This is a genomic window from Vibrio sp. LB10LO1 (assembly GCF_010092875.1).
Taxonomy (GTDB): Bacteria; Pseudomonadota; Gammaproteobacteria; order Enterobacterales; family Vibrionaceae; genus Vibrio; species Vibrio campbellii.
Window position 1 is genome coordinate 82,948 of sequence record NZ_JAADJW010000014.1, and the last position, 16,947, is coordinate 99,894.

The 16,947-nt window shown below is 46.8% G+C and carries 14 protein-coding genes; all 14 read left to right on the top strand.

Features of this window, described 5'->3' with window-relative positions:
• Positions 1-68 precede the first annotated feature (68 nt).
• The 14 genes from frr (at position 69) to accA (ending at position 16,912) form a co-directional block, all read left to right on the top strand.
• On the top strand, positions 69-626 hold the full coding sequence (gene frr / locus GXP65_RS12405; protein WP_005436779.1) for a ribosome recycling factor: 558 nt from the start codon (positions 69-71) through the stop codon (positions 624-626).
• A gap of 96 nt (positions 627-722) precedes the next feature.
• Positions 723-1,478, top strand: coding sequence for an isoprenyl transferase (locus GXP65_RS12410; protein ID WP_005529363.1), 756 nt, complete (start codon positions 723-725; stop codon positions 1,476-1,478).
• A 12-nt stretch (positions 1,479-1,490) separates the two neighbouring features.
• On the top strand, positions 1,491-2,333 hold the full coding sequence (locus GXP65_RS12415) for a phosphatidate cytidylyltransferase (protein ID WP_162092944.1): 843 nt from the start codon (positions 1,491-1,493) through the stop codon (positions 2,331-2,333).
• Positions 2,334-2,384: 51 nt separating this feature from the next.
• Complete coding sequence (gene ispC / locus GXP65_RS12420) at positions 2,385-3,590, top strand: 1-deoxy-D-xylulose-5-phosphate reductoisomerase (RefSeq protein WP_162092945.1); 1,206 nt, start codon at positions 2,385-2,387, stop codon at positions 3,588-3,590.
• Complete coding sequence (gene rseP / locus GXP65_RS12425) at positions 3,590-4,948, top strand: sigma E protease regulator RseP (RefSeq protein WP_005430241.1); 1,359 nt, start codon at positions 3,590-3,592, stop codon at positions 4,946-4,948. The genes ispC and rseP overlap by 1 nt, the downstream gene beginning before the upstream one ends.
• Before the next feature lie 44 nt (positions 4,949-4,992).
• Complete coding sequence (gene bamA / locus GXP65_RS12430; protein ID WP_038891873.1) at positions 4,993-7,407, top strand: outer membrane protein assembly factor BamA; 2,415 nt, start codon at positions 4,993-4,995, stop codon at positions 7,405-7,407.
• A 13-nt stretch (positions 7,408-7,420) separates the two neighbouring features.
• A complete protein-coding gene (locus GXP65_RS12435; RefSeq protein ID WP_005430239.1) occupies positions 7,421-7,930 on the top strand; it encodes an OmpH family outer membrane protein in 510 nt (169 codons plus the stop codon).
• 6 nt (positions 7,931-7,936) lie between these two features.
• Complete coding sequence (gene lpxD, locus GXP65_RS12440; protein ID WP_005430236.1) at positions 7,937-8,968, top strand: UDP-3-O-(3-hydroxymyristoyl)glucosamine N-acyltransferase; 1,032 nt, start codon at positions 7,937-7,939, stop codon at positions 8,966-8,968.
• A 173-nt stretch (positions 8,969-9,141) separates the two neighbouring features.
• Complete coding sequence (fabZ, locus tag GXP65_RS12445; RefSeq protein ID WP_005430234.1) at positions 9,142-9,594, top strand: 3-hydroxyacyl-ACP dehydratase FabZ; 453 nt, start codon at positions 9,142-9,144, stop codon at positions 9,592-9,594.
• Position 9,595: 1 nt separating this feature from the next.
• Positions 9,596-10,384, top strand: a complete 789-nt coding sequence (gene lpxA / locus GXP65_RS12450) for an acyl-ACP--UDP-N-acetylglucosamine O-acyltransferase (protein WP_162092946.1) — start codon at positions 9,596-9,598, stop codon at positions 10,382-10,384.
• Between the two features lie 161 nt (positions 10,385-10,545).
• Positions 10,546-11,685, top strand: a complete 1,140-nt coding sequence (gene lpxB / locus GXP65_RS12455; protein WP_162092947.1) for a lipid-A-disaccharide synthase — start codon at positions 10,546-10,548, stop codon at positions 11,683-11,685.
• A 9-nt stretch (positions 11,686-11,694) separates the two neighbouring features.
• The gene (gene rnhB / locus GXP65_RS12460; RefSeq protein WP_162092948.1) at positions 11,695-12,333 is read left to right on the top strand and encodes a ribonuclease HII; all 639 of its coding nucleotides are present in this window, start codon (positions 11,695-11,697) and stop codon (positions 12,331-12,333) included.
• 92 nt (positions 12,334-12,425) lie between these two features.
• A complete protein-coding gene (dnaE, locus tag GXP65_RS12465) occupies positions 12,426-15,905 on the top strand; it encodes a DNA polymerase III subunit alpha (protein ID WP_162092949.1) in 3,480 nt (1,159 codons plus the stop codon).
• Between the two features lie 47 nt (positions 15,906-15,952).
• Complete coding sequence (gene accA / locus GXP65_RS12470; protein WP_010650042.1) at positions 15,953-16,912, top strand: acetyl-CoA carboxylase carboxyl transferase subunit alpha; 960 nt, start codon at positions 15,953-15,955, stop codon at positions 16,910-16,912.
• The last annotated feature ends 35 nt before the right edge of the window (positions 16,913-16,947 follow it).

Here is a 16,947-nt window from a genome sequence, read left to right on the forward strand (position 1 = left end):
ATGGCGTTTCGCTTTGCTCAACCCTTTTAGGCTTTCTTCAGGAAAGATGACATTTTTAAGGTGAAACCGTGATTAACGAAATCAATAAAGACGCGCAAGAGCGCATGGACAAAAGCGTTGAAGCGCTAAAGAACAACCTTTCTAAAGTTCGTACTGGCCGCGCGCACCCAAGCCTACTATCTGGTATCTCTGTAGAGTACTACGGTGCTCCTACTCCTCTTAACCAAGTAGCAAACGTTGTTGCAGAAGACGCTCGTACTCTAGCAATCACAGTTTTCGACAAAGAACTAACTCAAAAAGTTGAAAAAGCGATCATGATGTCTGACCTTGGCCTAAACCCAATGTCTGCTGGCACAATCATCCGCGTTCCACTTCCACCGCTAACAGAAGAGCGTCGTAAAGACCTAGTTAAGATTGTTCGTGGTGAAGCTGAAGGCGCACGTGTTGCTGTTCGTAACATCCGTCGTGACGCAAACAGCGACCTAAAAGGTCTTCTAAAAGATAAAGAAATCTCTGAAGACGAAGATCGTAAAGCACAAGACGAAATTCAAAAACTGACTGACGTAGCAGTTAAGAAGATCGACGAAGTTCTTGCTGCTAAAGAAAAAGAGTTGATGGAAGTTTAATACTCCCACCCACATCACTGTTGGAAAACGCTGTGCTCACAGTGCAGCGTTTTTTTGTGTTAGTCTATCCAACTGATGGAACTCAATTAACTCCCTATGCAAAATTCTCAAGCCTTCTCTGATTCCCTCCCTAAGCATATTGCCATCATTATGGACGGTAATGGCCGTTGGGCTAAGTCCAAAGGAAAACCTCGCGTATTCGGTCATAAAAAAGGCGTTAACGCCGTTCGCAAGACCGTTGCTGCAGCTTCTAAACTCGGTATTAAAGCCATGACGTTGTTCGCTTTTAGTAGTGAAAACTGGCGTCGTCCTGAGGAAGAAGTGGGTCTGTTGATGGAGCTGTTCATTTCGGTACTTTCTAGCGAAGTGAAAAAGCTGCATAAAAACAACTTACGCCTGCGTGTCATTGGTGATACCAGCCGCTTTAGTGAGCGACTGCAAGGTAAAATTGCGGAAGCAGAAGCACTGACGGCAAATAACACGGGTATGGTGATTAACATTGCGGCTAACTATGGCGGCAAATGGGATATCACAGAGGCGGCAAAAACGTTGGCGTTAAAAGCGCGTAACGGTGAGATCCGTGTAGAGGATATCAATGAGCAGCTGATTACCCAGCATCTAACAATGGCAGACCTTCCAGAAGTGGATCTTTTGATCCGTACAAGTGGAGAGTGTCGCATTAGTAACTTCATGCTGTGGCAAATGGCGTATGCTGAAATGTACTTTACTCCGGAGTACTGGCCAGAGTTTGGCGAAGACAGCTTAGTAGAAGCTGTAACTTGGTTTATTAACCGAGAGCGTCGCTTTGGTTGTACTGGCGAGCAAGTAAAGGCATTGATGGCTGCTCAATAAGGACTAGTTAGTTTGAAACAGAGAATAATAACAGCACTAATTTTAGCTCCCCTTGTAATTTTAGGTATTTTTAAATTACCCCTAATCGGCTTCATCATCGCTTTGACGGCGATTACGCTATTAGGTTTTTGGGAGTGGACCCAGTTTACAGAAAGCAAATCACGCATCGCTGCCCTCGTACCAGCCGTTGTCGTAACCGGACTCAGTTTTCTATTCATTTCGCCTGATGTAGTAAGCCTTAACCAACTGGCAACACCGCATTACACAGTTTTAGCGCTCGGTTTTGTTTGGTGGATTATCGCCAGCACAATGGCCATTACTTACCCTAAAACCACCAACCTATGGCAAGGCAGCAAAGCGCTTCGTCATGTGTTTGGTTTTCTGACTTTGATCCCTTTCCTTTGGAGCGTGATCATTCTTAGAGCTTCCGATATTTCAGTAGATCCATACCACGGCGCAAAACTTGTGCTGTATGTTTGCTTCTTGGTATGGGCTGCAGACAGTGGCGCTTACTTTGCTGGTAAAAGCATGGGTAAACGTAAAATGGCGCCGCATGTGAGTCCAAACAAGACTATCGAAGGTTTGATTGGCGGCATCATCGCAGCATTGATTGTTGGCTGGTTGTTCGCAGGTTGGTTTGATATCCAATTCACCAGCCCAGTTCACATGGTGATCATTACATTGATTACGGTTGTGATTTCCGTACTTGGTGACCTAGTAGAAAGCATGTTCAAACGTGTTTCAGGCATCAAAGACAGCAGCAATATTATTCCAGGACACGGCGGTATTCTTGATCGTATCGACAGCCTGACCGCTGCCTTCCCAGTATTTGCTCTTCTTTACTACGTATTCTAATTTATCGGGAGCGGCTTCGTCGCTCCTGAATTTTTCTAACGGTCTTACATCATGCAAAAGTTAACGATTCTTGGTGCAACAGGCTCAATCGGTGCAAGCACACTTAAAGTGGCTGAACAAAACCCTGAGCTGTTTTCTATCGTCGCATTAGCGGCAAGCACTAACGTTGAAAAGATGGTCGCGCTCTGCCGTAAATGGCAACCAAAATACGCTGTGATGGCGGATAAAGCGGCGGCATTGGCTCTGCAATCAGAACTGGCTTCTGTCTCGCCAAGCACTGAGGTGCTAGGTGGTGTTGATGCGCTTTGTCATGTGTCAGCCTTAGAAGAAGTCGACAGCGTGATGGCGGCTATCGTTGGTGCGGCTGGTTTGCTACCAACGATGGCTGCAGTGAAAGCCGGCAAGCGTGTGCTATTGGCAAACAAAGAAGCACTGGTGATGTCCGGTCAACTGTTCATTGACGCAGTGGAAGAACATGGCGCAGAGCTACTTCCTGTAGACAGCGAGCACAACGCTATCTTCCAGTGTTTACCTCAGCAAGTTCAAACCAGCCTAGGTCGTTGTAACTTAGAAGAGCATGGTATTTCGTCAATTCTGCTAACCGGCTCTGGCGGTCCATTCCGTTATACCGACATCGCAGAGCTAGAGAAAGTAACCCCAGCACAAGCGATTGCTCACCCGAACTGGTCAATGGGCCCTAAGATCTCGGTTGATTCAGCAACCATGATGAACAAAGGTCTTGAGTACATTGAAGCGAAATGGCTGTTTAATGCGGCTCGCGAACAGTTGAAGGTGATTATTCACCCTCAGTCGGTGATTCACTCAATGGTGCAATACCGAGACGGTTCAGTCTTGGCGCAAATGGGCGAACCCGATATGGCAACTCCGATTGCACTGACCATGTCTTACCCATCTCGTGTGGATGCTGGTGTGAAACCACTCGACTTTACTCAAGTGGGCGAGTTGACGTTCCTTCAACCCGATTTTGCTCGCTACCCATGTTTGAAGTTGGCGATTGATGCGTGTTACGAAGGCCAACATGCTACGACCGCTCTGAATGCAGCGAACGAAGTCGCAGTGGATGCTTTCTTAAATAACCGCTTAGGTTTCACTGATATCGCTCGCATCAATGAATCAGTTTTGAACAAAATCACTGCAAGCCATAAAAGTGAGAATGTGAATAGCTTGGAAAGCTTGATAGAGCTAGATAGAATGTCACGAACTATCGCCTTAGAATTTTTACGCGAGCGTAGCTAATGACTGGTATTTTGTGGAATTTGGTTTCTTTTATCGTTGCACTGGGCATCTTGGTTGCCGTGCACGAGTATGGTCACTTTTGGGTTGCGCGTCGTTGCGGTGTAAAAGTTGAAAAATTTTCTATCGGTTTCGGTAAGTCTATTTGGAGTAAAGTAGGCAAAGACGGAACTGAGTACAGCATCTCGATGATTCCGCTGGGCGGCTACGTCAAAATGGTGGACAGCCGTGTTGATGAAGTGCCTGAGCACGAAAAGCATTTGGCGTTTGACCAAAAGCCACTTTGGAAGCGCACATCGATTGTGGCGGCGGGTCCGATTTTCAATTTTCTCTTTGCCATTGTGGCGTACTGGCTGGTCTTTTTGATTGGTGTACCAGCAGTGAAGCCAGTAATTGGTGAAGTTACGCCCAATTCAATCATTGCAGAAGCAGGAATTGAATCAGGGATGGAACTAAAATCCATCTCAGGTATCAAAACTCCGGACTGGGAATCAGTCAACATGGGATTAGTTTCTCATATCGGTGATGATTCGATGACAGTGACGCTATCTTCAGCAAACGAAGTTGGCTCAGAAGTCACGAAGACACTCGATATCCGTGATTGGAAATTTGATCCTGAAACACAATCTGCGATGCAGTCACTAGGCTTCAAACCGTACACTCCTGAGATTTACACGGAGCTAGCACAGGTGAGTGAAGGTGGTGCCGCTGAGAAAGCAGGCCTACAAGCTGGTGACAAAATCATCGAGATTGATGGTGAAAAGATTTCTAAATGGGATGACGTGGTTCAAGCCATTCGTTCTAACCCAGAAACACCAATTGATGTGATCGTGTTGCGTCAAGGTGATGAGCAGTCATTTACCTTGATTCCAGGTAGTCGTGAGCTAGCTAACAAAGAAACCGTTGGCTTCGCGGGTATCGCACCTGAAGTCGCAGAATGGCCAGAAAGTTATCGCTTCGAACTACAGTTTGGTGTATTCGAGTCTATTGGCAAAGCGATTGACAAGACTGGTCAAGTTATTGGACTTACAATCAGTATGCTTAAGAAACTGATTGTAGGTGACGTTGGTCTGAACAATTTGAGCGGACCAATATCTATTGCCAAAGGAGCAGGGGCGACCGCAGACTACGGTCTGGTCTACTTTTTAGGTTTTCTGGCACTAATTAGTGTTAACCTAGGTATTATTAACCTCGTTCCTTTACCAATGTTGGATGGTGGGCATCTACTGTTTTTCGCAATCGAAGCAGTCATCCGACGCCCAGTGCCTGAGAAAGTACAGGAAATGGGCTATCGAATTGGTGGTGCGATTATCTTCTCGCTCATGGCGTTAGCGCTATTTAATGATTTTACTCGTCTGTGATAGTTCAGAGACAAAAGCAGTAGCAAGGAATAATTAGAACAAGTATGGCGATTAAGCGAATTCTGTTTGCAAGTTTACTGGCGACCAGTGTATCTGCAAACGGAGCAGAGAACTTTGTAGTTCAAGATATTGAAATCGATGGATTGCAGCGTGTGGCACTGGGTGCAGCGTTGCTGAAAATGCCTGTACGTGTCGGTGATACCGTTGACCAAGGCGATGTTGCAGAGATCATTCGCGCATTGTACGCATCGGGTAACTTCGAAGATGTAAAAGTACTGCGTAATGGTGATGTTCTGGTTGTTCAAGTAAAAGAACGTCCAACTATTGCCAGCATCTCTTTCTCAGGCAACAAAGCAATCAAGGACGAGCAGCTACAAGAAAACCTGAATGCTTCTGGCGTTCGTGAAGGTGAAGCGCTTGACCGTACAACGCTGAGCAACATCGAAAAAGGTTTGGAAGACTTTTACTACAGTGTTGGTAAATACAACGCGACCGTAAAAGCGGTTGTTACTCCATTGCCTCGTAACCGTTCTGACTTGAAATTCGTCTTCACCGAAGGTGTATCGGCGAAAATTCAGCAAATCAACTTTATCGGCAATGAAGTCTTTTCTGATGAAGACCTTCTTTCTCGTTTTAACCTGAACGTTGACGTGCCTTGGTGGAACTTCCTAGCGGACGAAAAATATCAGAAGCAAGTGCTTGCTGGTGATATCGAAGCGCTGAAGTCTTACTACCTAGACCGTGGTTACCTGAAATTTAACGTTGATTCGACACAAGTGGCGATTTCTCCTGACAAAAAAGGCGTATACATTACCCTTGGTCTTGAAGAAGGCGACGTGTACACCGTTAAAGACGTGAAATTCCGCGGTAACTTGATCGGTGAAGAAGCAACGTTCGAAAAGCTAGTTCCTTTCGAAGACAACGAGACGTATAACGGATCTCGTGTTACTTCGATGGAAGAAGGCATCAAGCGTGTGCTTGGTGAATCTGGTTACGCTTACCCACAAGTAAACACCATCCCTGAGTTCGACGATGAAAACAAACAAGTATCGCTTGTTGTAAACGTTGAGCCGGGTAACCGTATTTACGTACGTGACATTCGCTTTACGGGTAACAACTCGACCAAAGACGAAGTACTACGTCGTGAAATGCGTCAGATGGAAGGCAGCTGGCTAAACTCGAAATCAATCGAAACTGGTAAAACGCGTCTAAACCGTCTTGGTTACTTCGAGAACGTAGAAGTACAAACGGTACGTGTTCCTGGCAGCGATGACCAAGTAGACCTAGTTTACTCTGTGAAAGAGGCAAACTCAGGCAGCGTGAACTTTGGTGTCGGCTATGGTACTGAATCGGGCGTGAGCTTCCAGGTTGGCCTACAACAAGACAACTTTATTGGTAGTGGTAACCGCGTTGGTATTAACGCGATGATGAACGACTACCAGAAAAACGTGAGCTTGGACTACCGTGACCCTTACTGGAACCTAGATGGTGTAAGTTTGGGTGGTAAGATCTTCTACGACGAGTTCGAAGCATCTGAAGCGGGTATCGTTGACTATACCAACCAAAGTTACGGCGCAAGTTTGACATGGGGTTTCCCATTCGACGAACTGAACCGCTTTGAGTTTGGTGTTGGCTACACTCACAACAAGATCGGTAACTTGTCACCTTACCTACAGGTAGAACAGTTCCTACAGGCGCAAGAAGACAACATTGATTCTAGCGGCGCGTTGAACACAAATGACTTTGACTTCAACATCTCATGGACACGTAATAACCTAAACCGTGGCTACTTCCCAACGGCGGGTAACCACCAACGTGCATTCTACAAGATGACCGTACCTGGCTCTGACGTTCAATACTTCAAGATGCAGTATGATGTTCGTCAATACGTGCCATTGACTAAGAAACACGAGTTCACGCTCTTGTTCCGTGGTCGTCTAGGTTATGGTAACGGTTATGGTCAAACGGATGGCAACGATAACTTGTTCCCATTCTACGAAAACTACTACGCGGGTGGTTTTACAACACTACGTGGTTTCGGCTCGAACACAGTAGGTCCGAAAGCGGTTTATCGTGATTACTCTGGCTCGAACAACGGTGCAGATACAGCAACAGATGATGCTGTTGGTGGTAACGCTGTTGCACTTGCAAGCCTTGAGTTAATTGTTCCAACACCATTTGCTTCGGACGAAGTTCGTAACCAAATCCGTACCAGTATCTTCTTTGATATGGCAAGTGTTTGGGATACAGAGTTCGACTACCGTAGCTCAGGCGCGGAATACGGTGACCGTTACTACTACGATTACTCAGATCCAACCAACTACCGCTCATCTTACGGTGCGGCGTTGCAATGGATGTCTCCAATGGGGCCTCTAGTATTCTCGCTAGCGAAACCAATTAAGAAATATGATGGCGACGATGAAGAGTTCTTCACGTTCACTATCGGTAGAACCTTCTAAAGAGGAAAATATTTTGAATAAAATGATCAAAGCAGCTGGCCTAGGCCTTCTAGTACTTAGCTCTTCAATGTTTGCTAACGCGGCTGAAGCTGCTCAGAAAATTGCTTATGTAAATACTGCTCAAGTTTTCCAAGCGCTTCCTCAACGCGAAGTAGTTCTACAAAAAATGCAGAAAGACTTTAAGAGCAAAGCAGACGAGCTGAAATCTATCCAAGCACGTGCTAAGACTAAAATTGAAAAGCTACAGCGTGATGGCGAGCTTCTAGGTCAAGACGAAGTTGAAAAACTACGTATCGACATCGCTAAACTAGACAGCGAATACAAAGTGAAAGCACAAGCTCTAGAGAAAGCAAGTGCACGTCGCGAAGCTGAAGAGAAAGCGAAGCTATTCAAGACTATCCAAGACGCAGTGAAGAAAGTAGCAACGAAGAAAGGTTACGACATGGTAATCGACATTTCTTCTCTTCAGTACGGTAAGCCAGAATACAACATCTCTGAAGACGTAATTAAAGCTCTAAAATAAGAAGTTATGAAGACATTGACATTAGCCGAGTTGGCGACAATTACCGGGGGTGAGCTATTTGGTGACGAGTCTCTCGTTGTAAGCCGCGTAGCTCCAATGGATAAAGCACAAGAAGGTGATGTGACCTTCTTGTCTAACCCAAAATACGCAAAACACCTTTCTGAGTGCAAAGCGACAGTTGTAATGGTGAAAGCCGATCACAAAGATCAATGTGTGGGTAACGCATTGGTTGTGGCTGACCCTTACATCGCTTTTGCTCGAGTAGTACAAGCAATGGACACCACACCGAAGCCAGCTGACGAGATCGCACCAAGTGCCGTTATCGCAGCAGACGTGAAGATGGGTACTAACGTAACTATCGGTGCAAACGCAGTGATTGAAACGGGTGTAGAGCTGGGCGACAACGTAAGTATTGGCGCAGGTTGCTTTATCGGTAAAAACGCAAAGCTAGGTAACAACACCAAGCTTTGGGCTAATGTGACTATCTATCATGAAGTATCAATGGGTGATGACTGTCTAGTACAATCTGGCACAGTCATTGGCTCTGATGGTTTCGGATACGCAAATGACAAAGGCGAGTGGATTAAGATCCCTCAACTTGGTTCAGTGCGTATTGGTAACCGCGTTGAGATTGGTGCGTGTACGACGATTGACCGTGGTGCACTTGAAGACACCATCATTGAAGACAACGTAATTCTTGATAACCAACTTCAAATCGCTCATAACGTGCAGATCGGATATGGTACTGTGATGCCAGGTGGTACTATTGTTGCGGGCAGTACGAAAATTGGTAAGTACTGTCAGATCGGCGGCGCGTCGGTTCTGAATGGCCACATCACGATTGCAGATGGCGTAGCTATCACCGGTATGGGCATGGTTATGCGCAGTATCGAAGAGAAAGGTCTGTACTCATCAGGCATTCCACTGCAAACCAACCGAGAGTGGCGCAAGACGGCGACTCGAGTTCACCGCATTGACGAGATGAACAAACGTCTGAAAGCTGTTGAGAAACAGCTGGAAACGAAAGAAGAATCTTAGTTCCACATTCTGAACAAAGACTCGCGAAATGCGGGTCTTTTTCTTCTATAATGACGCGCTATAAGTAGATTTATCACCAAGCTGGTATACACTTTGCAGGCGATTACTGCATAAGTGGCATTTGCCGCTGCCTTGCCATCTTGGTTGTTGAGAATTGATATAGGAAGACGACTTTGACTACTGAAAAGAAAACGATGAACATCTCTGAAATTCAAGAGCTACTACCTCATCGCTACCCATTCTTATTGATCGACCGTGTGATTGACTTCCAAGAAGAGAAGTACCTTCACGCAATTAAAAATGTGTCGGTTAACGAACCTCAGTTCACAGGTCACTTTCCACAGCTACCAGTATTCCCAGGCGTATTGATCCTGGAAGCGATGGCTCAGGCGACAGGCCTACTTGCATTTAAATCATTTGGTGCACCGACGGAAAACGAACTGTACTACTTCGCAAGTGTTGACGGTGCTAAGTTCCGTAAACCAGTAGTACCAGGCGATCAAATGATTATTGAAGTAGAATTTCTGAAAGAGCGTCGTGGCATTGCTGCATTCAGCGGTGTGGCAAAAGTTGACGGCGAAGTGGTATGTTCAGCTGAGCTGAAGTGTGCTCGTCGAGAGTTTTAATATGATTCATGAAACCGCTAAAATCCACCCAGCTGCGGTGGTAGAAGAAGGCGCGAAAATTGGCGCTAACGTGACCGTTGGTCCTTTCACTTACATCACCTCTGCGGTGGAGATTGGTGAAGGCACAGAAGTGATGTCTCACGTAGTGATCAAAGGCCACACCAAAATTGGTAAAGATAACCGCATTTTCCCACATGCTGTGATTGGTGAAGAAAACCAAGACAAGAAGTACGGTGGCGAAGATACAACTGTGGTTATCGGTGACCGTAACGTGATTCGTGAAGCGGTTCAGGTTCACCGTGGTACGGTTCAAGATAAAGCAACAACAGTGATTGGTGACGACAACCTGCTTTGTGTAAACGCACACATCGCACATGACGTAGTCGTTGGTAACCATACTCACATTGGTAACAATGCGATCCTTGGTGGTCACGTAACGGTAGATGATCACGCAGGTGTAATGGCGCTTTCTGCGATTCATCCATTCTGTACGGTTGGTGCTTATGCTTACGTTGGCGGCTGTTCTGCGGTTGTTCAAGACGTACCAGCTTACGTATTGGCTCAAGGTAACCACGCAACCCCATTTGGTTTGAACTTGGTTGGCTTGAAGCGTAACGGTTTCGAAAAACCAGAAATTCGTGCGTTGCAAAAAGCGTACAAAGAAATCTACCGTTCAGGTAAGACTCTGGAAGAAGTGAAACCAATCCTAGCTGAAATGGCACAAGAGTGGCCGGCAGTGAAACGTTTCTCAGATATTCTGGAAACAACGGAACGTGGCATTATTCGTTAATCAACGAATGAGCGGTTAAATTGAAAAGATCGCGCCCAAATTGGGCTGCGGTCTTTTTGTGTTTTATGGATAACGGTTTGTACGCTGCAGATTGTGCGGTTTATGTGTCTACATAGTTTAAAACGTTACCCATAGCGCACAGGAAAAATAGCGAAGTAGATATGGAAAGACCATTACGTATCGGCATCATTGCCGGAGAACTGTCTGGCGACACGCTAGGTGAAGGCTTTATCAAAGCGGTAAAACAGCAATACCCAGACGCAGAGTTTGTTGGTATTAGTGGCCCTAAAATGATCGCGCAAGGCTGCGAGTCTCTGTTCGACATGGAAGAGCTCGCCGTAATGGGCTTGGTTGAAGTGCTGGGCCGCTTGCCAAGACTGCTGAAAGTCAAAGCTGAGCTCGTGAAATACTTCACTGATAACCCGCCGGATGTCTTTGTTGGTATCGATGCGCCAGATTTTAACTTACGTGTTGAGCTAGACCTGAAAAATGCTGGCATCAAAACCGTACATTACGTAAGCCCGTCGGTTTGGGCGTGGCGTCAAAAGCGCATCTTTAAAATTGAAGCAGCGACTAACCTAGTACTGGCATTCTTACCGTTTGAAAAAGCGTTCTACGATAAATTCAACGTGCCTTGTGAATTCATTGGTCACACATTGGCTGATGCCATTCCGCTGCAATCAGACAAAGTGCCTGCACGCGAGCTACTCGGTTTAGAGCAAGATAAGCAATGGTTAGCGGTACTTCCGGGTAGCCGTGGCAGCGAGTTGAAAATGCTCTCTCAGCCATTTATCGAAACGTGTAAGAAATTGCACCAGAAATTCCCCGATCTTGGCTTCGTCGTAGCGCTAGTAAACCAGAAACGTCGCGAACAATTCGAGCAAGCGTGGAAAGAGCATGCGCCAGAGCTTGATTTCAAACTGGTGGACGATACTGCGCGCAACGTAATTACCGCTTCAGATGCCGTGATGTTGGCGTCTGGCACCGTGGCGTTAGAGTGTATGTTGCTCAAACGCCCAATGGTGGTAGGTTACCGTGTGAACGCGGTGACGGCTTTCCTTGCTAAGCGCCTGCTGAAAACGAAATATGTTTCGCTGCCAAACATTCTGGCTGATACCGAGCTGGTTAAAGAATATCTGCAAGATGATTGCACGCCAGACAATTTATTCGACGAAGTGTCTCGCTTACTAGAGAGCGATAACCGAGAAATGTTGGATAAGTTCACTGAAATGCATCATTGGATTCGTAAAGATGCGGATCAACAAGCCGCAAACGCGGTTCTAAAACTGATTGAAAAATAGAGATTGACCATGGCTGTAAAACCAAAAACGACCAAAGCAAAAGTAGAACTACCACCGTTTGAATACCCGCAAGGCTACCAGTTGGTTGCGGGTGTTGATGAGGTAGGGCGTGGTCCTTTGGTGGGTGATGTTGTTACCGCAGCGGTTATTTTAGATCCAAATAACCCAATTGAAGGTTTAAACGATTCGAAAAAACTGAGTGAGAAAAAACGCCTTGCACTGCTGCCAGAAATCAAAGAGAAAGCATTGGCATGGGCGGTAGGCCGTTGTTCTCCTGAAGAGATTGATGAGCTCAACATCCTGCAAGCGACCATGGTTGCCATGCAACGTGCGATTGAGGGTTTGAAAGTACAGCCAGACCTTGCGCTTATCGATGGTAATCGTTGTCCTGAACTGCCAATGGATTCCCAAGCAGTAGTGAAAGGCGACTTGCGCGTGGCGGAAATCAGCGCGGCGTCAATCATTGCTAAAGTGGTTCGTGACCAAGAAATGGAAGAGTTGGATAAACAATACCCACAGTTTGGCTTTGCTAAGCACAAAGGTTACCCAACCAAAGCGCACTTCGAAGCGATTGAGCAACACGGTGTGATCAGTGAACACCGTAAGAGCTTCAAGCCCGTGAAGAAAGCGCTCGGCATCGAAGAATAAAGCAAAGTCATAGAATAGGCGTATCGGTGTTATAAACCACGCCTGCTTTAGGTTAGAATCCCAAATAAGATATAGTTTTACGGTACCTGTTAATGTCAGATCCCAAGTTCATTCACCTAAGAGTTCACAGTGATTTCTCGATGGTGGATGGTATCAACAAAGTTCCACCGCTCGTTAAGAAAGTCGCCGAACTCGGCATGCCTGCAATGGCATTGACCGATTTCACTAACCTATGTGGTTTGGTGAAATACTATGGCACTGCGCACGGCAGTGGTGTGAAGCCAATCATCGGTGCTGATTTCAAAATGCAATCGGATGAGTTTGGCGAGGAGCTGACGCAATTAACGTTACTTGCGGCAAACAACGAAGGTTATAAAAACCTCACGTTGCTGATCTCAAAAGCTTACCTTCGTGGTCATGTACAACACCAACCGGTGCTCGACAAAGCTTGGTTGGCTGAACTATCAGAAGGTTTGATCGTTCTATCAGGCGCGAAAAACGGTGAAATCGGTAAAGCATTGCTAAAAGGCAACCGTAAAGTTGTCGACAGTTGTGTCGAGTTCTACAACCAATATTTCCCAGATCGCTTCTATCTAGAATTGGTTCGTACTGGTCGTCCGGATGAAGAAACTTACCTGCACTTTGCGATTGAATTGGCAGAAGAGGTTGAGCTGCCAGTTGTCGCAACCAACGAAGTTGTTTTCATCAGTGAAGACTTATTTGACGCCCATGAAATCCGCGTTGCGATCCATGATGGTTACACCCTAGAAGATCCGCGTCGTCCAAAGAACTACAGCCCAGAACAATACCTGCGTACTGAAGAGGAAATGTGCGAGCTGTTTGCCGACATTCCGGAAGCGTTAGAAAACAGTGTTGAAATTGCCAAGCGTTGTAACGTGACAGTACGTTTGGGTGAATACTTCCTTCCAGCCTTCCCAACTGAAGGTATGGAAGAGACCGACTTCTTGGTCATGAAATCTCGCGAAGGTCTGGAAGAGCGTCTAGAGTTCCTGTTCCCAGATGAGGAAGAGCGCAAACAGCGTCGTCCTGAATACGATGATCGTCTGCAAATCGAACTCGACGTAATCAACCAAATGGGCTTCCCCGGTTACTTCTTGATCGTAATGGAGTTCATCCAGTGGTCGAAAGACAACGCGATTCCGGTAGGGCCGGGTCGTGGTTCGGGTGCTGGTTCTTTGGTGGCATACGCACTGAAGATCACCGACCTTGACCCATTGGAATACGACCTTCTATTCGAACGTTTCTTGAACCCAGAACGTGTATCCATGCCCGATTTCGACGTCGACTTCTGTATGGATAAGCGTGACCAAGTAATTGACCACGTTGCAGAAATGTATGGCCGTGATGCGGTATCTCAGATTATCACCTTTGGTACCATGGCGGCGAAAGCGGTAATCCGTGACGTAGGCCGTGTACTTGGCCACCCGTTTGGCTTTGTTGATCGTATTTCAAAATTGGTTCCGCCTGATCCGGGCATGACGCTAGAGAAAGCGTTCAAAGCTGAGCCTGCACTTCCTGAGTTGTATGACGCAGATGAAGAAGTGAAAGAGCTTATCGACATGTGTCGCCTCCTTGAAGGTTGTACACGTAATGCCGGTAAGCACGCGGGTGGTGTTGTAATCTCACCAACCACCATTACTGACTTCGCGCCGATTTATGCTGACTCGGAAGGCCACTTCCCGGTTACTCAGTTCGATAAGAACGACGTTGAAACGGCCGGTCTGGTTAAGTTTGACTTCTTGGGCCTGCGTACCCTAACCATCATCGACTGGGCGTTGGGTCTGATTAACCCGCGTTTAGAACGCGAAGGTAAAGAAGCTGTTCGCATCGAATCGATTCCACTGGATGATGCGGCGTCATTCCGTTTGCTGCAAAACTCAGAAACCACTGCGGTATTCCAGCTTGAATCGCGCGGTATGAAAGAGCTGATCAAGCGTCTGCAACCGGACTGTTTCGAAGACATCATCGCATTGGTAGCACTGTTCCGTCCGGGTCCGTTGCAGTCGGGCATGGTAGATAACTTTATCGACCGTAAGCACGGCCGTGAGGCGATCTCATACCCAGATGAAAAGTGGCAACACGAATCGCTTCAAGAAATTCTCGATCCGACTTACGGCATCATCCTGTATCAAGAACAGGTAATGCAGATCGCACAGGTGCTGTCTGGCTACACCCTTGGTGGTGCGGACATGCTTCGTCGTGCGATGGGTAAGAAGAAACCGGAAGAGATGGCGAAACAGCGTGCAACCTTCGAAGAGGGAGCAATTGCCAACGGCGTCGATGGCGAGTTGGCGATGAAGATCTTCGACTTGGTAGAGAAGTTCGCGGGTTACGGCTTTAACAAATCTCACTCGGCTGCCTACGCTTTGGTTTCGTACCAAACTCTATGGCTGAAGATGCACTATCCAGCGGAATTCATGGCAGCGGTAATGACCGCCGATATGGATAACACTGAGAAAGTGGTTGGCCTAGTTGACGAATGTTTCCGCATGAAGCTCACCGTGCTTCCTCCAGACATCAATGCCGGCTTGTACCGCTTTAACGTCGATGAGAATGGCGCGATTGTTTACGGCATCGGCGCGATTAAAGGTGTGGGTGAAGGTCCAATCGATGCGATCTTAGAAGCGCGCAACAAAGGTGGTCACTTCATTGACCTATTTGACTTCTGTGCGCGAATCGACCTGAAAAAGGTCAACAAGCGTGTTATCGAAAAACTGATTTACGCGGGCGCACTCGACAGGCTCGGTCCACACCGTGCGGCATTGATGGCATCGCTCAATGATGCGGTGAAAGCAGCAAGCCAACACCACCAAGCGGAAGCCTTTGGTCAAACCGATATGTTCGGTGTTTTGACTGATGCGCCAGAAGAAGTGGAACACAAATATACTCAAGTGCCAGCATGGCCAGAGAAAGTATGGTTAGAGGGTGAGCGTGAGACGCTCGGTTTATATTTGACCGGCCACCCAGTTAACGCATACATAAAGGAACTAAATAAGTACGTTAGTTGTCGACTAAAAGACGCGACCCCAACTCGTCGCGATCAATCCGTGACAGTCGCGGGTTTGGTGATTGCAGCTCGTGTGATGACAACTAAGCGCGGTACACGAATTGGCATCATGACTCTGGACGATCGAAGTGGTCGAATGGAGGTGATGTTGTTCTCGGATGCGCTTGATAGGTATGCAGAACTTCTCGAAAAAGATAAAATTCTGGTGGTTTCTGGACAGGTCAGCTTTGATGACTTCAACGGTGGCCTTAAAATGTCGGCGCGTGAAGTTATGGATCTGGGTACTGCACGTGAAAAATACGCACGTGGTTTGTCGGTATCTATTGATGCTAACCAGATCAACGATAAATTCTTTGAACAATTTACGCGTATTTTAGAACCGCACAAAGCCGGAACCGTACCTGTCAATGTATACTACCAGCGTGCCGACGCCAGAGCGCGGTTAACATTGGGCACCGAATGGCGAGTAACGCCAACTGATACATTGCTAGACGATTTAAAACAGTTACTTGGTAAAGGCCAAGTAGAACTCGAATTTAACTAAAAAATTCAGCGCAATACGTAAGACGCTGAGTCAAAAAGGATTCATAGATGAGCCTAAACTTTCTTGAATTTGAAAAGCCAATTGCAGAACTAGAAGCAAAAATTGAAGCGCTACGCGACGTATCTCGTCACGGTGGTGATTCTGCGGTTGACCTTGATAAAGAAATCGAACAGCTTGAGAAAAAGAGCCTAGAACTTAAGAAGAAAACCTTCAGCAATCTAGGTGCATGGGAAACAGCTCAACTGGCTCGTCACCCTTTACGTCCATACACACTGGATTACATCAAGCACGCTTTTGATGAATTTGACGAACTAGCGGGTGACCGCGCGTTTGCTGACGACAAAGCGATCGTTGGTGGTATCGCACGTCTTGAAGGTCGCCCAGTGATGATCATTGGTCACCAAAAAGGTCGTGAGACCAAAGAAAAAGTAAAACGTAACTTTGGTATGCCCAAACCAGAAGGTTACCGTAAAGCGCTACGTTTGATGGAAATGGCAGAGCGTTTCAACATGCCTATCATCACTTTCATCGACACGGCAGGTGCATACCCAGGTGTTGGCGCGGAAGAGCGTGGCCAATCTGAAGCTATCGCGACTAACCTTAAAGTGATGTCTGGTCTTAAAGTGCCAGTCATCTGTAACGTTGTTGGTGAAGGCGGTTCAGGCGGTGCACTTGCAATCGGTGTAGGTGACTACGTGAACATGCTTCAGTACTCAACGTACTCAGTAATCTCTCCAGAAGGTTGTGCTTCAATCCTATGGCGTGATTCAGACAAAGCACCACAAGCAGCAGACGCGATGGGTCTAACCGCTCCACGTCTGAAAGAGCTTGAGCTTATCGATGAAATCATCGAAGAGCCATTAGGTGGTGCGCACCGCGACCACGCTCAAATGGCTGCAAACATGAAAGCAAACCTGCTTCGCCAGCTAGAAGACCTTGAGCAACTAGACCACGAAACGCTACTAGAGCGTCGTTACCAGCGTCTAATGAACTACGGTTACTGCTAATTACAGCTGCCGCTAGGCACTAGCTGAATTCTCGC